At 65.1% G+C, this 18,818-nt stretch carries 16 protein-coding genes and 1 riboswitch; of the genes, 8 read left to right on the top strand and 8 right to left on the bottom strand.

Annotated features, from left to right (window positions below; translation table 11 throughout):
• Positions 1-400: type 1 glutamine amidotransferase family protein (locus ACVWY0_RS06460; RefSeq protein ID WP_485835953.1), on the top strand; the 400-nt coding region annotated here is incomplete at its 5' end.
• Positions 401-790: 390 nt separating this feature from the next.
• Here ACVWY0_RS06460 and ACVWY0_RS06465 read toward each other — a convergent pair.
• Entirely contained in the window at positions 791-2,101 is a 1,311-nt protein-coding gene (locus ACVWY0_RS06465; RefSeq protein WP_485835954.1) for an alkaline phosphatase family protein, read from the bottom strand.
• Positions 2,098-3,741, bottom strand: coding sequence for an alkaline phosphatase D family protein (locus tag ACVWY0_RS06470; protein ID WP_485835955.1), 1,644 nt, complete (start codon positions 3,739-3,741; stop codon positions 2,098-2,100). Before ACVWY0_RS06470 ends, ACVWY0_RS06465 begins: the two co-directional genes overlap by 4 nt.
• 512 nt (positions 3,742-4,253) lie before the next feature.
• Between ACVWY0_RS06470 and ACVWY0_RS06475 the strand changes: the two genes are divergently transcribed.
• Both ACVWY0_RS06475 and ACVWY0_RS06480 read left to right on the top strand, forming a co-directional pair.
• On the top strand, positions 4,254-4,571 hold the full coding sequence (locus tag ACVWY0_RS06475; RefSeq protein WP_485835956.1) for a GYD domain-containing protein: 318 nt from the start codon (positions 4,254-4,256) through the stop codon (positions 4,569-4,571).
• Positions 4,572-4,788: 217 nt separating this feature from the next.
• A complete protein-coding gene (locus ACVWY0_RS06480) occupies positions 4,789-6,015 on the top strand; it encodes a glycosyl hydrolase (RefSeq protein ID WP_485835957.1) in 1,227 nt (408 codons plus the stop codon).
• An 8-nt stretch (positions 6,016-6,023) separates the two neighbouring features.
• Here the strand turns inward: ACVWY0_RS06480 and ACVWY0_RS06485 are convergent, their stop codons facing one another.
• Positions 6,024-6,185 (bottom strand): hypothetical protein, encoded by a 162-nt coding sequence (locus ACVWY0_RS06485; RefSeq protein WP_485835958.1) that lies wholly within the window; start codon positions 6,183-6,185, stop codon positions 6,024-6,026.
• 12 nt (positions 6,186-6,197) lie between these two features.
• Entirely contained in the window at positions 6,198-7,388 is a 1,191-nt protein-coding gene (locus ACVWY0_RS06490; protein WP_485835959.1) for a glycosyltransferase family 2 protein, read from the bottom strand.
• A 239-nt stretch (positions 7,389-7,627) separates the two neighbouring features.
• On the opposite strand from ACVWY0_RS06490, the gene ACVWY0_RS06495 reads away from it, so the two are divergent.
• Complete coding sequence (locus ACVWY0_RS06495) at positions 7,628-7,930, top strand: DUF4193 domain-containing protein (RefSeq protein WP_485835960.1); 303 nt, start codon at positions 7,628-7,630, stop codon at positions 7,928-7,930.
• Positions 7,931-8,166: 236 nt separating this feature from the next.
• Positions 8,167-8,715: an AMIN-like domain-containing (lipo)protein gene (locus tag ACVWY0_RS06500; protein ID WP_485835961.1), complete on the top strand. Its 549-nt coding sequence runs from the start codon at positions 8,167-8,169 to the stop codon at positions 8,713-8,715.
• A 115-nt stretch (positions 8,716-8,830) separates the two neighbouring features.
• On the opposite strand, the gene ACVWY0_RS06505 is transcribed toward ACVWY0_RS06500, so the two are convergent.
• From ACVWY0_RS06505 to ACVWY0_RS06515, 3 genes are read right to left on the bottom strand one after another with little or no spacing between them, the layout of a single operon-like run.
• The gene (locus ACVWY0_RS06505; RefSeq protein ID WP_485835962.1) at positions 8,831-10,393 is read right to left on the bottom strand and encodes an APC family permease; all 1,563 of its coding nucleotides are present in this window, start codon (positions 10,391-10,393) and stop codon (positions 8,831-8,833) included.
• 14 nt (positions 10,394-10,407) lie between these two features.
• Positions 10,408-11,433: an agmatine deiminase family protein gene (locus ACVWY0_RS06510; RefSeq protein WP_485835963.1), complete on the bottom strand. Its 1,026-nt coding sequence runs from the start codon at positions 11,431-11,433 to the stop codon at positions 10,408-10,410.
• Positions 11,430-12,569, bottom strand: coding sequence for a nitrilase-related carbon-nitrogen hydrolase (locus ACVWY0_RS06515; protein ID WP_485835964.1), 1,140 nt, complete (start codon positions 12,567-12,569; stop codon positions 11,430-11,432). Before ACVWY0_RS06515 ends, ACVWY0_RS06510 begins: the two co-directional genes overlap by 4 nt.
• Positions 12,570-12,781: 212 nt before the next feature.
• Here ACVWY0_RS06515 and ACVWY0_RS06520 point away from each other — a divergent pair, with 212 nt between their 5' ends.
• Positions 12,782-13,261 (top strand): Dps family protein, encoded by a 480-nt coding sequence (locus tag ACVWY0_RS06520; protein ID WP_252563222.1) that lies wholly within the window; start codon positions 12,782-12,784, stop codon positions 13,259-13,261.
• Between the two features lie 12 nt (positions 13,262-13,273).
• Here the strand turns inward: ACVWY0_RS06520 and ACVWY0_RS06525 are convergent, their stop codons facing one another.
• Positions 13,274-14,860, bottom strand: a complete 1,587-nt coding sequence (locus ACVWY0_RS06525; RefSeq protein WP_485835965.1) for an MFS transporter — start codon at positions 14,858-14,860, stop codon at positions 13,274-13,276.
• A 67-nt stretch (positions 14,861-14,927) separates the two neighbouring features.
• Between ACVWY0_RS06525 and ACVWY0_RS06530 the strand changes: the two genes are divergently transcribed.
• Positions 14,928-15,467, top strand: coding sequence for a TetR/AcrR family transcriptional regulator (locus tag ACVWY0_RS06530; RefSeq protein WP_485835966.1), 540 nt, complete (start codon positions 14,928-14,930; stop codon positions 15,465-15,467).
• Between the two features lie 180 nt (positions 15,468-15,647).
• A riboswitch (glycine riboswitch) is annotated at positions 15,648-15,745 on the top strand.
• A 199-nt stretch (positions 15,746-15,944) separates the two neighbouring features.
• Entirely contained in the window at positions 15,945-18,809 is a 2,865-nt protein-coding gene (gene gcvP / locus ACVWY0_RS06535) for an aminomethyl-transferring glycine dehydrogenase (protein WP_485835967.1), read from the top strand.
• Positions 18,810-18,818 lie beyond the last annotated feature (9 nt).

The raw sequence follows: 18,818 nt of genomic DNA on the forward strand, positions 1-18,818 counted from the left end.
CGCTGTCTGTCACGGGCCGGCCGGACTGCTGAACGTCGAGTTGGCCAACGGCTTTCGGCTGGTCGAGGGCAGGAAGGTCGCTGCCTTCACCAACGCCGAGGAGGTTGCCGCAGGGAAGGACAAGGTCATCCCGTTCTTTTTGGCAGACCGGCTTGAGGAACAGGGTGCCACCCACGTCGCCGCTGGTGTCTTTGAGGAAAAGGTCGTGGTCGACGACCGGCTGGTGACCGGCCAGAACCCGGCCTCAGCCGCCGGCGTGGCGAAGGAGATGGAGAAGCTCCTGGCAGAGGTCATCCACCAGGAAAAAGCCGAGGAGCAGCACGAGGCGGAGGCTCTGCGCGCCGAGAAGGATGCCGAGAAGAACGCCAAGAAGGCTGCTGCGGCAGGCACCGAGCACTAACGCCCGCAGCGCACTGAAACTGGCGGCCGCCCCGACGACGGGGCGGCCGCCAGTCGGCGTACGTGCGCCGGCAGCCACGCTGTCCAACGCATCGCCGACCTGCTTCCGGTTCCGCGCTCCCACGATCTACGGCCACCTCAACAAACAAGCATCGAACGACGGCCCACGCCTACTGGGGTCCGGCCAAGACGGCAACCATTATGGCGGCGCGCACGCTGGTCATCACCTAGCCCAGAGCCTTGAATTGAGCAGGCCCAGTGGCAGGCCGCTGATCCAGACACTGACTAGCCCGGCATTTGCTGGACTCGGAGCCGGAGACTTCTCATGAGGCTGCTGGAGACACGGCTCATGGGAACCACCAACCAGGCAGAAGGGCCTGACAGTGCGTCCTCAGTTGCGCGGTTTCGTCAGGGCAGAGACCCGGCCCGTGCCGTCGTAGCCCCCGACCGGGGCCTTGAGGCCGTAGATGATGCCAACTGTGGGCGCGACGTCGACAGTCCGGGCAGCTTCGGAGGATACCGAGCCTGTGACCACTGCGGGGCTGCCGCCTGATATGAAGAAGGGAATGGGCTCTGTGGCGGGGTGACCGTGGTTGCCAGGGATCGGGTTGGACGCCACGTATGGGTCGGAAAACCGCCAGCCTGCGCGGCAGTACGCGACGAGGTCGCCGGCCTCGCCCCCGAGTCGGAGGCTGGCTGGCTTGTTGACCGAGAGAACACCCTCATGCGCTGTAACAAGCTGTTCGACGGCGGCCAGGCCTGCCGCACGGTCCACAGCTGTCCCCGTCCAGTACAGCAGGTCCGCGCCGCCGTTCTGGGCAATCATGATGTTCGACTGCAGCTCCGGACGGGACTGGAGGATGAGGTTGATCGAGATGAGGTTGCTGGGGATGGACCAGTCCATGGAATGGTCGGCGAGGACCATCACCACGCTGGAGTCCCATTTGCCGGTGTTCTTGAGGTGGTCGATGAAACGCCCTACCTGCATGTCTGTTTCCGCCAGGGCAGCCTCGCGCGCCGCCCGGAACGTTGTTCCGGAAACGTCCGAGTGGCCCACACGGTCGATGTCGCCCAAGTTGGTAAACACAAAGTCCGGGTCCGGGCCGCTCACCATGGCCAGCAGGGCGTCCATGGTGGCGGCATCGGGCGCGTGGCCGGTCACCGGAAGCACCGGCTGGGGTTCCCACCGGTAGCTGGCGCGGGCACCGAAGATGCCGTAAAGGTACTTCTTGCTGAGCACCGACCCGGTGGTGAGGCCGTGCTCCTGCAGCCGCTCGAGGAGGGTCGGGAAATGCAGGTCCGTGGACCGGTCGAGGTCGCGGACAACGCCGTCGGTCCGGTCGAAGATGGAGTTGGCCGGCACGCCCGAGCGGTCCGGGCGGACACCCGTCATCATCATGACGTGGTTGGGGATGGTCTCCATCACCGGAAGCGAGCGTGCCGCGGGGAAGTTCGTGCCTGCATCGCGCAGTGCAGCCAGCCTCGGCGTCAGCGCGGGCGTAATCTCGTCCGGCCGGCAGCCGTCCACCACCAGCACGTAGCTTCGCGTTCGTCCAGCGGCGGGGGCAGCCCAGGCGGTGCCCTGCGCTGCCGAAAGGACGACGGCGGCCCCGCCGGCAGCGGCGATTTGCAGAAACTGCCGGCGTCCCGGCGTCGAAAGCGTGGTGCCCGCGAGCGCGCCCGGCTGCGGTGAACGGCTCACTGGAGTCCTCCCTGCGTTTGCGCGACCTTGCCGGTGTTGGCTTGAACATTGAATGATGTGGACAGTGTGGCGCCTGAGCCGGCGGAGGTGCGTTCGGCGAGGACGTACCAGTCCATCCGAACGCCTGCGGCGGTCACGTCTAGGACGGAGAAGCCGTGCGAATCGAAGTCCAGGTATTTCACGTGCGGGTTGGCCGCCTTGATAGCGTTCTCCACGGCGACGGACCCGGTCCGGGGCGGAACGTTCAGGATGTCATCGAGATTGTCGCTCGTGACGGAGGTGCAGACGAGTTCGGCTGCCACGGAGTCGCCGGTGGCCGGGTAGCTGGCCGGATCGGCGGGGATGTCGCAGGCCCAGCCGGAGTGGATGTCGCCGGTGAGGAACACGGTGTCCTTGACGGCGTTGTCCCGCAGGTGGCGGACCACGCGGTTGCGGTCCACTTCGTAGCCGTCCCACTGGTCCACGTTATAGGGCACGCCGTTGATGGTTGTCCCGCCCATCAGCTTTTGCACACCGGCCAGCTCTGCGGTGCTCAGCGTCGAGGGAACGCGGACGGGCGCAATCATGACGGGGTTGCCCACGAGCTTCCACTGCGGGCCCGCGGACGTGAGGTTGCCCAGCAGCCAGTCCATCTGCGCGGCGCCCGTGATAGTGCGGGCGGGGCTGCTGACGGATGGATCCGTCCCGTTGGCGGCCTGCTGGTCGCGGTAGCTGCGCAGGTCCAGCATGGACAGGCTTGCTAGGGAGCCGAAGTCCAGCCGCCGGTAGATGTGCCCGCCTGGCTCGTAGCGCACGGGCATCCATTCGGCGTAGGCCTGGTGCGCGGCGGCGATCCGTTCGCTCCACACGCCTTCGGCGCCATCGGTGTGGTTTTCGGCGCCGCCCTTCCAGGTGTCGTTGGCCGATTCATGGTCATCCCAGGTCACGATGAACGGGGCGGCGGCGTGCAGGGCTTGCAGGTCAGGGTCGGTTTTGTACTGGGAGTGACGGCGCCGGTAGTGCGCCAGCTGGGTCATTTCGTGGGCGGGTTCGTGGGGGCGGACGACGACGTCGCGGGCCTGGTATTCGCCGGGTGCGTATTCGTAGAGGTAATCGCCGAGGTGAAGCACAGCGTCGAGGTCGCCGCGCGCGGCGAGGTGGCGGTAGGACGAAAAGTAGCCCGCCTGCCAGTTGGCGCACGAGACGACGCCGAACTTCAGCCGGTCCACAGCCGCACCCGCTGCCGGGGCGGTGCGCGTGCGGCCCGCCGGCGATACGGACTGTCCCAGCGTGAAGCGGTACCAGTAGTTGGTGGCGGCGGCCAGCCGTCCCGCGACGACCTTGACCGTATGGTCCCGGGCCACGCCGGTGGAGGCAGTACCCCGGGCCGCGATCTTCTTGAATCCAGGGTCCGCAGCGATTTCCCAGCCAACGGACACATCCGGGCCCAGCCCGGTGCCTGGCAGCGCTTCGGGCGTTGGCGTCACACGGGTCCACAGCAACACGCTGTCCGGCATCGGGTCTCCCGAGGCGATCCCGTGGCCGAAGACGCCACCCTGGGAGGCGGAAAAGCCACTCTGTGTGGCGCCGGTGACCATGGCTCCAGCCACTGCAGCGACCCCTGCTGAGCGCAGTACTTGACGACGAGTAAAGTTAGTCATGCCTTCCAGTATCCGCACGCTCGAAGGGTCAAGGGGCGGCTTTTTGACCTGGTTAGCCAGACGTTCACCCAGTGTTTTCCGTGGCGCAGTCCGCATCCGGAACTACCGAGCGTTAGGGAATCGAGAAGATTTCCACCATTTCCCCGCGTACGACCACGCAGACATCACCGCTCTCGCGGCCGCAACCCTGGTCTTTGACCTTCTCGGGCTGATGGTGAATCGCTCCAAGGGAGCGACCATCAGAGGCGCCGAAGCGCTGGAAGCCGCAGCGGTTTAGGCACCACGCCTTTGCTGGCCCACGGACCCCTGTGGGCCAGCAGGGGCGCTGGAACGGGCCCTCGAATACGAGCCCGTGGCGGTTTCGTTGCAACTGCCGGACGATGGCTGGAACGTGGGTATAACCGACCGTTGCCAGTTCCCGGGGGCGAGGCCTAGACTCGGCGCACAACCCCTGCCGGGGGAGAACTCCAGAGCCCTCACTCATCCTCTGTTCTGGGCGTGCGGATAGGTTCGTGTTCTATTTTTTCCAAGCAAATTATGTGGGCCAGGGCATCAAAGGCCTGATGCAGGAGGGTGGGTCCAAGCGTCGGGACGCGGTTGTTAAGGCTTTGGAGTCGGTTGGGGGTTCGCTGGAATGCATCTACTACGCGTTCGGCGAGACGGACGTTCTGGGGGTCTTCGACGTTCCCGATCAGCCGAGTGCTGTTGCCCTTTCCCTGATGATCAATTCCACGGGCGCCGTGGACCTGCACCTCACGCCGCTCATGACACCGGAGGATATTGACGCAGCCGTGGGCAAGACGCCTGCATACAGGGCCCCAGGTCAGTAACGGCTTCGACTGGGCTGCCTCGTGCAGCGCCAGTCGAACCTTCGGTCACGAGATGGGACGGCCGGCAGGATCCAGCAGAGTGCAATGAGTTCTTCAAAAATATTCTAAAAAACGCGCTCTGGTTGGCGCCGAGCCCTTAGGATCAGAAAAGTGCCGCTAGGCACCACCTGACCGGCGGATTTCCAAACCGCCTTGCCGATTGCGGGGACCGATCGCCATGCTCAGAACTTTGAAATCCATCGCGACAGTGGTTGGGCTGGGTCTGGCTTTGGGACTGATGCCGGCCCAGGCAGCCCAGGCAGCGCCTGCCACAGGCCGGATTTCCCTCAGCCCGGCCACTGGACTGGCAGGATCCGCCGTCACAGTCAGCGGAACGGGGTTCAAAGCCTCCACCACGGGGGCGGTGATCGCCGGTGCTACGACTTTTCCCTTCAAAACGGCGGCCTCGGGTGCCTTCAGCACCTCGATCACCATCCCTTCCACAGCCACGGGATCGTTGACCATTACGGCCAAGACGTCCTCCATCCAGGCCTCGTCCGTGTTCACAGTGACCGCGCCGGCCCCGACGCTCCCTCCGGTCAGCACCGCCGCGCTTCGGTTCGGGGTGGCTACGGCCGGCGGCCCGCTGGCCAGCGGCGAACTGGATGAAGTGGCGCAACTGGCCGGCGAAAGCCCGTCCACCATTCTGTTCTACAAGGACTTCCTCCAGGCGCCGCCCATCGCCGAGATGAACTCCGTCCGGGCACGCGGCGCCGTCCCGCTCATAACCTGGGAACCTTGGGCCTGGGGCGGCGGAATGGCACAGCCCGCCTACTCCCTGGACCGAATTGTCGCCGGCGACTTTGACGCCCACATCACGCAGTGGGGCCAGGCACTTGCGGCCTGGGGCCAGCCGGTCCAGCTCAGGTTCGCCCACGAGATGAACGGCAACTGGTACCCGTGGGCCGAAGGCGTCAACGGCAACCAGTCCGGCGACTACGTAGAGGCCTGGCGCCATGTTCACGACGTTGTTGCTGCCACCGGTGCCGGGAACGTGTCCTGGGTTTGGAGCCCGAATGTTCCCTATTACGGTTCCACCGATCTCGCGGGCCTCTTTCCCGGTGTCGGATACGTGGATGTTGTAGCCCTCGATGGGTACAACTGGGGCACTTCAGCCTCCTGGAGCGGCTGGATATCGCCGCAGGATCTCTTCGCTCCGGGGATAGCCCAGTTGCGTACTCTGGCACCGGGAGTTCCCATCCTGATCAGCGAGACGGCTTCCAGCGAAGCAGGGGGCAACAAGGCTGCCTGGAACACTGAGCTCGTGTCTTATCTGGCGGCCCAGCCTGATGTTATGGGCTTCGTGTGGTTCCACCTCCAGAAAGAAACCGACTGGCGCATCAACAGCAGCGCCACCTCCGCTTCCGCATTCAAGTCCGCATTGCAGGCACGCCGGACTCCCTGACACGGTATTCAGGGACGCGCCTTGATGTCCCGGCGGCCCAGCCCCAGCAGGGCCACACCTATGAGCATCACGCCAAGCGCGGTCAGCAGGGCGGCCATGACGTCCAGGCCGGTGTAGGCCAGTCCGGTAGCGCCCAGAGCGGCTCCGGAAGCGGGTAGGGCGGTGTTCATTCCGTACATTGTTTAGTTGATTTCCTCAGCTGTGTATTGCGCTTCCCAGCGGTCTATCCGCCGCTGGGTGATCTTTGCGGTCAGGACTGCGCACCAGGAGGCCAGGAACCACCCGGACCGCAGCCACATAAACAATTCCTGTGGGAAGAACGTGGCTGCCATCAGGACGTCCTTCCAGCCGCGGTGCGGAATCCGTAGCGCCCGTTTGATGTCCAGCGCCACGAACAGGATCGGCACCAGCCACCAGAACAGGACGACGCGAAACACTCCCAACGAGAGTGAGAGGACAATGACGGCGATCCACAGGAGCTTCAGGAACACGCCCAGCAGACCCATGGCCTGCTGGCCCCAGTCGCGCAGGGTCAGCCGGTTGATTCCCAGGTCCAACAGGTCTTCCACGGTGCCGACCTGCCATTTCATCCGCTGGCCCCACAGTGCTTTGACTGTCTTCATCGAGTCGGTGTAGGCGCGGACGTCTGGGGATACCTGGCAGATAAAGCCCAGTTCGCGGATGCGATAGGTCAGTTCGAAGTCCTCGACCTGCGAAGTGTAGACCCACGGCCCTTCACGGTCGTCCCGGGCCGCGATCTGCCGGAGGACGGCGTTATTGATGGCGCAGCCGGTTCCTGCGAGAACGCTGGTCCGGCCCCGCCTCAGGGCCGTGTCGGTCCACGTGGCGAATTCAGCCTTCTGCAGCCGACTCAGAAATCCGGGGTCCTGCATCGTAAATTTCGACGACGAGCCACCGAGGAGCGTGCCGCTTTCGGCGCTGAACTCCCGGGACCAGGCTTCAACTGCGTCCGGGGGCAGGACCGTATCCGCGTCGAGGCAGATGACTACGTCGGCGTCGACTGCGTACTTTGCCCATGCCCGGTTCAGGGCCTCGGATTTGCGGTGTTGCAATCGAGGAAGTTCCATCACGGTCACCGGGTACTTCCGCGCTTCCCAGGCCGTTGCATCGGTGCAGCCATTGGGGATGACCACGATGAGGTCCGCGGGACGGGACTGGAGCATCAGGCCATCGAGGGTTTCCCCGATCGAGCCGGCCTCGTTGTAAGCGGGCACCAGCACGACTACGCGCAGGCCAAGTGATGCTGGGGTAGCCTCGCCGGAATCGGATGCGACGCGGGCTGCCCGGCGGGTGGGATGAACTACAGACGAGCGCGTCACGTCGGCCGGCGGGAGGGGCAGTGCGGCATCCACGGCGGCCTCCTTGGGTGGTTTCGCAGACCCCAGCGGCCTGCGAACCCATCCTGCAGGCGACTTCTCAGATTTCGCCCCCGGATGCCCTCAAGATTCCATCAATTACCCCGTCTGCAGAGGGCGAAGCGACGAAATCTGTCTGGTTGGCCACACTGTTGCCCAAGTAGCGGCATAATGACCTAAACTGCTTCACTGAGGTGCCTGAAATGGTGCCGTGCAGCGACGAAAGTGAACATGCCATGGCTACCGATTACGACGCTCCACGCAAGACTGACGACGAGGCTTCTGCCGAGTCGCTGGAGGCCCTGCAGGCATCCCGCAGCGGCAGTGCCCAGACCGCTGTCATCGACGTCGACGAGACCGACACCGCCGAAGGCATCGACCTTCCCGGAGCCGATCTCTCCGGCGAAGAACTGACCGTCATTGTGGTTCCCGAACAGTCCGATGAATTCACCTGCGCATCCTGCTTCCTGGTCCGCCACCGGTCCCAGGTTGCACGCGAAAAGAACGGCCTGAAGTACTGCATCGAGTGCGAAGGCTGAACGCCCGACGCCGACACTCCGGTGAGGCGCGCCGGCGTCGTTATTATGCATAACGGCAGGGTGCAGAAACGGTGTTAATAGCGTTTCGATGGCCCCGTTAAGTGCTTCAGAATTACGCCCGCGTGACCGGAACCAAGGCCGATTAACGGTTCCGCGCCGAAGCGGCAACAACCCTGTTGAGTGGCTCCGGAGGCTCCTACGCTTGAGCTACCTAATCACTCGAAGGGTGGCCCACAATGAAAAAGATTCATACGTGGCTGACAGTCATTTTGATGGCTGTTGGATTGGGTTTCCTGGCTCCGGGGCCCGCCTCGGCAACCACATCCTATTGCGGACTTGCATGGGGATCGCTGGCCGAATCAAATCCGGCGATGAGCACCGCATCAGTAACCAACGTTCGGACGGGGCAGCACTACTGCTTCGACCGGATGGTGGTTGATCTCAACGGCCCTGTGGCCGGCTACACCGCCCAGTACGTTCCCGTAGTGGTCCAGGACGGTTCAGGTTTCAGTATCCCGCTGCAGGGCAGCGCGTTCCTCCAGGTCACTGTGAACGCACCGTCCTACGACAGCAACTACAACGTCACGTACAGCCCGGCAGCCAAGGCCGAACTGTCGAACGTTTCGGGATACCAGACCTTCCGTCAGGTAGCGTACGCAGGCAGCTTTGAAGGCTACACCAGCCTCGGCCTCGGCGTCCGTGCACGGCTCCCGTTCCGGGTGTTCACCCTGGACGGCCCCGGATCCGGATCGCGCATGGTGGTGGATGTAGCGCACTTCTGGTGACCGGCGGTTCGCTGCTGTACCGCAGTTGAGACAAGATCAGGAAAACCAAAGAACGGCGCCCTGCTCCGGAGACTTTCCGGGCAGGGCGCCGTTCTGTGTGCTGTGGGTGGCGCAACTACTCGGGCACCACCAGCGCGGGGGTATCGCGGCGAATGGTCTCGCCCCGGAAGAACCCGGGGCGGAGGCGTGCCATGATCACCATCAACACAGCCCCGAGCGCCAGGATTCCGATCCCCAGGACAAAGACCAGTCCAACCCCGAAGACCTCGGAGCCGCTGCCGAATTCCGGCGCCCAGCTGTCAATGGCTGTCTGCAGGAAAACCACAAACAATCCGACACCGCCCAGCACCGGGCAGAGGAGCCGCAGCACGAAGTTGCGGACGCTGCTGAACACGCTGTTCCGGAAGTACCAGGCGCAGGCGATGGCGGTCAGGCCGTAGTAGAAGCAGATCATCAGGCCAAGAGCCAGAATGGTGTCGTTCAGGACGTTTTCGCTGATCACATGCATCACTGCGTAGAACCCAGCGGACAGGATGCCCGCCGCCACTGTTGCGAAGCCCGGCGTCGAGAAGCGCTTGCTGATGTGGCTGAACGGCGCGGGCAGCGCACCGTAGTGGGCCATGGCCAGCAGGCTGCGCGACGGCGACGTGAACGTGGACTGCAGGGACGCAGCGGAACTGGACAGCACGGCGAGGGACATCAGGATGGCGAACGGCCCCATGATCGGCGAGGCCAGCGCCGTGAAGAGGTTCTCGTGGTTCTCAGTGTTGTTCAGCCCCACACCCGTATCTCCGACGCCGGCGAACATCATGGTGGCGATGCTCACCAGCAGGTAGATCCCCAGGACAGCGACGGCGGTGAGCGTGCCGGCGAGCCCCGCGGTCTTTTTGCCGTTGGCGGTTTCCTCATTCACCGTCAGGCACACGTCCCAACCCCAGTAGACAAAGATCGACAGCGAGATGCCGGCAGCGATCTGCCCGAACGTCTCGATCTTGGTGACGTCGAACCACTCCCAGCTGAAGGGGATGGCCGTTTCCGACGTGGACCAGTTCGCGAACGCCATGCCGACGAAAAGTCCCAGGACCAGCAGTTGGAATCCGACGAGTCCGTACTGGACCAGCTTGGTGGTGTGCAGGCCGCGGTAGCTCACCCACACGGCGAGGGCCACGAACACGAAGCACGTCAGGACGTTCAATGGCTTATTGGCCGCGAGGTCCGCGAGTTCAGGCGCACCCGTCAGCTGTGAAAGGAAGAGGTAGAAGAAGTCGACGGCGACGCCCGCCAGGTTGGACAGGACGATGATGTTGGCGGCGAGCAGTCCCCAGCCGCCCATCCAGCCCACCCAGGGGCCGAAGGCCTTGGTGACCCAGGTGAACGTGGTGCCGCTGTCCGGGGAGTCGGCGTTGAGTTCCCGGTAGGCGAGTGACACCAGGATCATGGGGATGAACCCGATCAGGAAAATGACGGGCAGCTGGAGCCCGGCTTCGTTGATCGTGGGGCCCAGGGCGCTGGTCAGCGTGTAGGCCGGTGCGATGGTGGAAATGCCAAGAACGATGACGGCGAGGAGGCCCAGCTGCCCGCCCTTCAGGCCCTTGGCCGTGATGCCGTGCGCGGTTCCGGCCGGGTCAGTCCCGGCCGGCTGGCCGGCGGGCGTGCTCTTGCGGGTGGTTTGTGTCATTTGTCCAGCGCTTTCTACGAGGCAGCAGGCTGCTGTTGGGTGATGCAGTGGATTCCGCCGCCGCGGGCGAAGAGTTCCCGCGCGTCGATCCCGACGACACGCCGGCCGGGGTAGGCCTCTGCCAGGATCTGCAGCGCCTTGTCATCGTTGGGGTCCGCGAAGGTACAGGCAATGACGCCGCCGTTGACCACGACGTGGTTGATGTAGCTGTAGTCGACAAAGCCTTCGTCATCCCAGAGCACTTCAGGGGCGGGGACTTCGATGATGTTCCACTCCCGTCCGGCCGCGTCCCTCGTGGTGCGCAGGTGCTCGATGATGTCGCGGCTTACCTGGAAGTCCGGATGGCGGGGGTCCTGCTGGGAATGCACCAGCAGTGTGCCGGGGGAGGGAATGGCGGCCACGATGTCCACGTGACCGCGCGTGCCGAACCGTTCCGAGTCCCTTGCCAGTCCGCGGGGGAGCCAGACCACCTGTGTTGCGCCGATGGTCCGGGCCAGTTCGGCTTCGACGTCGGCCCGGCTGAGTCCCGGGTTGCGGCCCGGATCCAGCTGCACGGTTTCGGTCACCAGCACGGTTCCCTGGCCGTCCACCTGGATGCCGCCGCCTTCGTTGACCAGCGCGGAGACAATGTGCGTGGCGCCGGAGCGGCCTGAGACTTCGCCGGCGATCAGCGCGTCCTTGTCCCAGCGCGCCCAGTCCTGGGCGCCCCAGCCGTTGAAGACCCAGTCGACGGCGCCGAGGCTTCCGTCCCGGTCCAGCACGAAGGTGGGGCCGATGTCCCGCATCCACGCATCGTTGAGCGGGGCGGCAAGTACCTCGACGGCCGGGTGCAGATAGCGTGCGGCGATGCCGACGTCGTCGGGGTCAACCACCACGGTGACCGGCTCAAATTCGACGGCGGCGTTGGCCACCGCTGCCCAGGTGGACCGGGCAGCGTGGGCGTCTTCCTCCGTGTCGCCCAGCGTGTAGCCGCCGGTCGGAAAGGCCATCCACAGCCGCTCCTGCGGAGCGGTTTCGGCGGGCATGCGCCACGTGCTCATGCGGTCACCTGCTGACGGTTGATTGAGCCTGCGTACCCGGTGATTGAGCCTGCGTACCCGGTGATTGAGCCTGCGTACCCGGTGATTGAGCCTGCGTGCCCGTTGATTGAGCCTGTCGAAATCCCTGGCTCTTCGCCGCCGAGCGGCTGGTCACGGCGTACGGGTTCCGTAAGCCGGCCGTAGGTATCGGGGCGGCGCGTGGACAGGAAGGGGAAGAGCGTCAGCCAGTCCCGCCGCTGGTTCAGGTCGAGGTCTGCCACCAGCACTGCGGAGGCGTCACGCGGGGCCTGCACGAGGACGCGGCCATAGGGGTCGGAGATGAAGGAGGAGCCGTAGAAGTTCAGCGTTCCTTCACTGCCCCAGCGGTTGGGGGCGATCATAAAGAGCCCGTTGGCGATGCCGTTGCCCACAATGACCTGCTGCCACAGCGGCTGGGTGTCGAATTCCGGGTGGTCCGGCTCTGAGCCGATGGCGGTGGGGTAGACCAGGATCTCTGCGCCACCGAGGGAGTAGAGCCGGGCCACCTCCGGGAACCATTCGTCCCAGCAGGTGGGCATGCCCAGCCGGGCGCCGCCCAGTTGTGCCGGCGCGTGGACCTCGTAGGCATCCGCGGCCGCCGGCCCCTGGCGGAAGAACTTGTCTTCGTAGTAGCCGGCGGTGACCGGGATGTGGAGCTTGTGCGTGCGGGCGAGCAGTTCGCCCTCGGACGACACCAGGACGGCGGTGTTCAGCCCCAGGCCGTCGTCGCTGCCGTCCGGGTTCGGTGCCTGCTGGTACAGCGAGGCATGGACAGCCACGCCGTGGCGGCGGGCCGACTCGGCAGCAAACCGGAAGGTGGGTCCGGTGAGCAGGTCCTCAGCGATGTCCGACGGCCGGGGCCGCACCGCTCCAGGGCGCGTGGTGTCATTCTCCGGGCGCGTGTCCGCGGGGTAGCGGGAGAGGGTGAGTTCGGGGAGGAATACCACCGTGGCACCGAGCCTGGCTGCGCGGCCGATTCCTTCATCGAGTTCCGCCTGCAGGACGGCAGCGTCTGCATGCCAGCGGTGCTGCACAACGCCCACCCGAAGGGCAGGGCGGACGGACGGCGTTGTCCGGGCCAGGGACGTGGGTGAGTCGAGGCAGGAAATTTCAATCATGTGCTTACTTCCAGTGAGACGACCGTCACTAAATGAATGACGTTCATTTAGTATGAAGGGTCGACGACTTTCGCGCAATGGTTTAAATGAATTCCATTCTTTTGTCTCGCTCCGTGAGATTAGTAAGCTCACTGAGAAATTTGCTTCCGGCCTGCCCCGATCGATCCCGTGGCTGATAGCGTCGGGACTACTGGACCAATCGAGGAGGATTCATGAAAGCTTCACCGACCCTGACCAATAACCTGCAGGCCGTACTTGCGGACCTGATCGAGCTGCACATCCAGGGCAAGCAGGCTCACTGGAACATTGTGGGGACCAACTTCCGGGACCTTCACCTGCAGCTGGACGAAATCGTGGATGCCGCCCGGCAGTTCGCGGATGATGTGGCCGAGCGGATGCGCGCCCTGCATGCCCTGCCGGACGGCCGCAGTGCCACCGTGGCCAAGTCCACCAGCCTCGCGCAGTTCCCCGAAGGCCTCATTAACACGAAGGACGCCATCGAGCGGATCGTTGCCGCGCTTGAGGCTGCCGTGGGCACCATGCGCAAGGTCCATGACGAAGTGGACGAAGAGGATCCCACCACCGCGGACCTGCTCCACGAATTCATCGCCAAGCTGGAGCAGTACGCGTGGATGGTGAACGCCGAGACCATGAAGGCCTCCGCCAGCGTCACCGCCCCTGACGCCAAGTAAGCCCCGTCAGTCCTAGTCCGCCGTCGGAACTTTACGGAGTACGACGGCGGCAAGGACTGCCGCGCTCGCCATCAGTACCAGCGCAATCGCCGCAGTAGTGTGGACACCCGAATCAAACGCCAGGCGCGCTGCGCCGCGGAGCGCTTCGGCCAGCGGAGCAGGAAGGCTGCCGGCCAGCTCCACGGCGCCCGCCAAAGTTTCGCCGGCCTGGTGCACGGCAGTGCCGGATGCCGTTTCCTCCACTCCGGCCGGCAGCAGGAGATTGCGCTGGTAGGAGGCAGTCAGGGTGGAGCCCAGCACCGCCGTCCCCAGCAGGGACCCCACCTCATAGCCCGTCTCCGAGATGGCGGCCGCCGCTCCTGACTTCTCCGCCGGAACGGAGCCCAGGATGAGGTCATTGGAAATGGTTTCCGCTGTGCCCACCCCCAGGGCGAGGATGAGCAGCGCGGCCAGCAGGAGGGCCGGGCCGGAGCCGTGATCACCAAAGACCACGATTCCGTAGCCGGTGGCGCTCAGGGCCAGGCCAGCCGCCACCACAAAACCCGGCCGCACTTTCCGGACCAGCGGCACCACGGCCAGGCCGGCCAATACTGTGGCCACCAGTGCCGGGATCATGGCTATTCCGGCGGCCGACGGTGTCATCCCGTCCAGGAGCTGCAGGTGCTGGGCGAGGAACAGGATGAAGCCGTTGAAGGAGAACAGGGCCAGCACGTTTGCCGTAATGGCGGTGCTGAAGACGCGGTTGCCGAACAGGGACATGTCCAGCAGGGGGCTGGCCAGCCGCTGCTGGCGGCGGACAAAGACGACGCCCATGGCCAGGCCAAAGGCGACAAGCCCCACCGGAGCGGCCCCGAAACCTTCGGTTGCCAGCTCCTTGATGCCATACACAACGGGCACCATAACCAACAGGGACAGGGCGATGCTGGGCACGTCCACCCGTCCGGGCCGCGGATCTTTTGATTCCGGGATGAACGCGGGGCCGAACGCCAGCAGTGGCAGCATGATGGGCACAGCGACCAGCAGGATTGCGCCCCACCAGAATTGCTCTACCAGCCAGCCCCCAAAGATGGGACCCAGGGCGGCGCCGCCGGAGAAGCCGGCCGCCCAGATGGCCACGGCCAGCCGACGCCGGTTTGGGTCCGGAAAAATGTTGCGGATCAGCGACAGGGTGGAGGGCATCAGCATGGCGCCGAAGAACCCCAGCAACGCCCGTCCCGCGATCAGCCACTCCGCGCTTGGGGCGAAGGCTGTTACTGCTGAGACCGCGGCGAATCCAACGCTGCCGGTCAACAGCAGCCGGCGGCGCCCGGTCCGGTCACCCATGCTGCCCATGGCAACAAGCAAGCCGGCAAGCACCAGGGGATAGGCGTCCACAATCCACAGCAACTGGACTCCGGTAGTTTCCAGGCTGCTCGCGATGGCCGGAAGCGCAAACGTTAACGCCGTGTTGTCCACCGCAACCAGGAGCACCGGAAACATCAGCAGGGCCAGCGCGAGCCAGTCGCGCCAGGGCGACTTCCTGGGGCCTGACGGCGGGAGACCGGCTGCCGTCGCGGAGGTGCTTCGGGTGTTCTGGTTGGACTGTGCGGACAACGTCATGTCGATAACTATACCGTCTGGACGGTATAGTTAAGAAACGGAGCCCGGAACATGCATGATTGAAGCCATGCCCAGAAAACCCGTAGCCCGAGATGCAGTCCTCGACGCATTTGAAGAACTCCTGATTGATGTGGGGGAGCGGGCTGCCACTTTGGACGCGGTGGCCAAGCGGGCCGGGGTGTCCAAAGGTGGCCTGTTGTACCACTTCCCCAATAAGGAAGCGCTGATCGCTGCGGTGCTGGAACGCCTGGACCGCCTGGCCGTCGAGGATCTCGCGCTGATGGCCGCAGCAGCCGAAGGTGCGGCGGCCTACTTCATCCGTTCCTCGCTCTGGTCCGATTCGCCCATGGACCGATCCTTCGTGGCCGCCACACGCCTGGCTGAAGTGGCCCATGAAGAGGCCCGGCGCCGCTTTGCCGCCATCCAGCAGCAATGGTTGGACCTGATCGCGGCCGACGTCGGCACGGCCATGGCGAAAGCCGTGCTGTATATGGGGGACGGGCTGTATTTCAACGCCATGTGGGAAAGCGGCACCACCGGGGACGGCCGGGGCAGGCATGGGGACATTGAGGAGCTCCTCGCTGCCGTGGAGCGGCTTCGCGGCTGATTCTGCTCAATCATTCGGCCAGCCTTCTGGTGCAGCCCGCGTCTATCCGAGCGCGCTGGAGCTCCACACCGGAATGATTGAGCAGAATCCGACGACTTCATTTGCCCGACGGCCCGGGGCATAGGAGAATTGGACCGCGTGGCGACCATCTGCGGCCGCCACAAAATTTGAATATGCCTTTGATCTGCGGCGGGAGAGTTCTGTTAGCAGGTACAACAGGCGCCGTAGGAGCAAATCCTCCCCAGGAATCTCTCAGGCCCACGTACCGCCGCGGCCAGGCAACTCTGGAAAGTGGCAGGCCGCCCGCCTGAAACATCCCGGATCACTCCGGAATGGCAGGACCGCTGTGCCCGCCGACGGTGCAAGCGTCAGCTTTGCGGAAGCAGGCTGCGCGGAAACTCCCAGGTCCCGGACAGAGCGGGGAGGAACCCGAGTCGATGTGGCGTACCCTGCGCCGCCCTAGTTATGGAGTTCCTTGTGAGTGTTAATTCGGCCTCGGCCACTTTCGTTGACCGGCACATCGGCGCCCGCCGCCAGGCCGATATCGACACCATGCTCAAGGCCGTTGGCTACAGCACCGTTGACGGCCTCGTGGACGTTGCCGTCCCCGACTCCATCCGCCAGGCCAAGCCGCTGGCACTTAAGGACGCCCTCAGCGAGGTCGAGGTCCTTGCCGAGCTGCGGAAGCTCGCGGCCAAGAACAAGACTGCTGTGCAGATGATCGGGCAGGGCTACTACGACACCGTCACCCCGGCCGTGATCCGCCGGAACATCCTCGAAGCCCCGGCCTGGTACACCGCCTACACCCCGTACCAGCCGGAGATTTCGCAGGGCCGGCTTGAGGCGCTCCTGAACTTCCAGACCATGGTCCAGGACCTGGTGGGCCTGCCCATCGCGAACGCCTCCCTGCTCGACGAAGCCACCGCGGTGGCAGAGGCCGTGCTGATGATGCGCCGCGCGAACAAGAACAAGGAGGCCCGGGACGGCAAGACCGTCCTGGATGCTGACTGCCTGCCGCAGACCATCGCGATCGTTAAGGGCCGCGCCGAGGCCCTCGGGTTCGAGGTGGAGGTCGCCGACCTGTCGAAGGGCCTTCCCGACGGCGTCATCAACGGCATCGTCCTGCAGCAGCCGGGCGTGTCCGGCCGGGTCTTCAACCACGCCGCCGTGATCGCGGCAGCCAAGGAGCGCGGCGCGCTCGTGACCGTGGCCGCCGATCTTTTGGCGCTGACGCTGATCACCCCTCCCGGGGAGCAGGGCGCGGACATCGCCGTCGGCTCTACCCAGCGTTTTGGTGTGCCGCTGTTCTTCGGCGGCCCACACGCCGCGTACATGGCGGTGGCGAAGGGCCTGGAGCGGTCCATGCCGGGCCGCCTCGTCGGGGTGTCCAAGGATGACGCCGGGACTCCGGCGTACCGTCTGGCGCTGCAGACGCGTGAGCAGCACATCCGCCGTGAGAAGGCCACGTCCAACATCTGCACCGCGCAGGCGCTGCTGGCCATCGTCTCCTCCTTCTACGCCGTCTACCACGGCCCCGACGGCCTCAAGGCAATCGCCGAGACCGCGCACGGCCATGCTGCAACTATCGCCGCATCCCTGAAGGCTGCCGGTTTGGACGTACTGCACACAAGCTTCTTTGATACCGTCACGGTTTCCGTGCCCGGCAAGGCCGCCGCTCTTGTGGCGGCCGCGGAAGCCAAGGGCATCAACCTGCGCCCCATCGACGGCGACACCGTGGGGCTCTCCGCCGACGAAACCACAACCCCGGCCATCGTCGCCGGTGTGCTGGAAGTCTTTGGTGCCGCAGCGGTGGACGCGGCCGCCGGCACTGACACTGAGTTCGCGCTGGATGCCGCCGTCGAACGTTCCTCCGGTTACCTGCAGCACCCGGTGTTCAACACGCACCGTTCCGAGACCCAGCTGCTGCGTTACATCCGCAGGCTTTCGGATCGGGATCTGGCGCTGGACCGCACCATGATTCCGCTTGGTTCCTGCACTATGAAGCTGAACGCCACGGCCGAGATGGAAGCCATTTCCTGGCCGGAGTTCGCCTCCATCCACCCGTTCGCCCCGGACGCCCAGACCGTGGGCTGGCGTGAACTGATCGCCGACCTCGAAGACCAGCTGACCGAGATCACTGGCTATGACCAGGTGTCCCTGCAGCCGAACGCCGGATCGCAGGGTGAGCTTGCGGGCCTGCTGGCGATCCGTGGCTACCACCTCTCCCGCGGCGATGACCAGCGCACGGTCTGCCTGATTCCGGCTTCGGCGCACGGCACCAACGCCGCCTCGGCTGTTCTGGCCGGCATGAAGGTTGTTGTGGTGGCCACGGCTGCGGACGGCAGCATCGACCACGCGGACCTGAACGCCAAGATCGAGGCCAACAAGGACGTACTCTCGGCCATCATGATCACCTACCCCTCCACCCACGGCGTGTATGACGCCGACGTGACCGAGATCTGCGACGCCGTGCACGCTGCCGGCGGCCAGGTGTACGTCGACGGCGCCAACCTGAACGCCCTCGTGGGCCTGGCGCAGCCGGGCAAGTTCGGCGGCGACGTCTCGCACCTGAACCTGCACAAGACGTTCTGCATCCCGCACGGCGGCGGCGGACCCGGTGTTGGCCCGGTCGCAGCCAAGGCCCACCTCGCGCCGTTCATGCCGGGTGATGCCAACAAGGCAGCCCACGAAGCGGGCCACGGCGTGGCCATCTCGGCGTCCAACTACGGTTCCGCCGGTGTCCTTCCCATCTCTTGGGCCTATGTGAAGCTCATGGGTGCCGAGGGCCTGACCGAGGCGACGAAGTCGGCGCTGCTGGCGGCGAACTACGTCGCGGCCCGGCTGAACGAGTACTTCCCGGTCCTCTACACCGGTGAAGGCGGGCTGGTGGCGCACGAGTGCATCCTGGACCTGCGTGAGCTGACGGCGAAGACCGGCGTCACCGCGGAGGATGTGGCCAAGCGCCTCATCGACTACGGTTTCCATGCCCCCACCCTGGCGTTCCCGGTTGCGGGCACGCTGATGGTGGAGCCCACGGAGTCCGAGGATCTGGTGGAGATCGACCGGTTCATTGACGCGATGATCACCATCCGGAAGGAAATCGACCAGGTGGCCAACGGCGACTTCACGGTGGAGAACAGCCCGCTGCGCCACGCACCCCACACCGCGTCCGCCGTCGTATCTTCCGACTGGACCCGTCAGTACCCGCGTGAGCAGGCCGCCTTCCCGGTCCACCACCTCAAGCAGGACAAGTACTTCCCGCCCGTAGGCCGCATCGACGGCGCGGCCGGGGACCGCAACCTGATCTGCTCCTGCCCGCCGCTGTCGGAATTCGAAGACTAAGGTCCCCGG

Source organism: Arthrobacter sp. UYNi723, assembly GCF_054057635.1.

What these genes read in the sequence shown, in the direction of transcription:
- ACVWY0_RS06470 (WP_485835955.1), bottom strand. Translation starts at nt 3,741, where the DNA reads ATGACTAACTTTACTCGTCGTCAAGTACTGCGCTCAGCAGGGGTCGCT.
- ACVWY0_RS06480 (WP_485835957.1), top strand. Translation starts at nt 4,789, where the DNA reads ATGCTCAGAACTTTGAAATCCATCGCGACAGTGGTTGGGCTGGGTCTG.
- ACVWY0_RS06485 (WP_485835958.1), bottom strand. Translation starts at nt 6,185, where the DNA reads ATGAACACCGCCCTACCCGCTTCCGGAGCCGCTCTGGGCGCTACCGGA.
- ACVWY0_RS06495 (WP_485835960.1), top strand. Translation starts at nt 7,628, where the DNA reads ATGGCTACCGATTACGACGCTCCACGCAAGACTGACGACGAGGCTTCT.
- ACVWY0_RS06500 (WP_485835961.1), top strand. Translation starts at nt 8,167, where the DNA reads ATGAAAAAGATTCATACGTGGCTGACAGTCATTTTGATGGCTGTTGGA.
- ACVWY0_RS06505 (WP_485835962.1), bottom strand. Translation starts at nt 10,393, where the DNA reads ATGACACAAACCACCCGCAAGAGCACGCCCGCCGGCCAGCCGGCCGGG.
- ACVWY0_RS06510 (WP_485835963.1), bottom strand. Translation starts at nt 11,433, where the DNA reads ATGAGCACGTGGCGCATGCCCGCCGAAACCGCTCCGCAGGAGCGGCTG.
- ACVWY0_RS06515 (WP_485835964.1), bottom strand. Translation starts at nt 12,569, where the DNA reads ATGATTGAAATTTCCTGCCTCGACTCACCCACGTCCCTGGCCCGGACA.
- ACVWY0_RS06520 (WP_252563222.1), top strand. Translation starts at nt 12,782, where the DNA reads ATGAAAGCTTCACCGACCCTGACCAATAACCTGCAGGCCGTACTTGCG.
- ACVWY0_RS06525 (WP_485835965.1), bottom strand. Translation starts at nt 14,860, where the DNA reads ATGACGTTGTCCGCACAGTCCAACCAGAACACCCGAAGCACCTCCGCG.
- ACVWY0_RS06530 (WP_485835966.1), top strand. Translation starts at nt 14,928, where the DNA reads ATGCCCAGAAAACCCGTAGCCCGAGATGCAGTCCTCGACGCATTTGAA.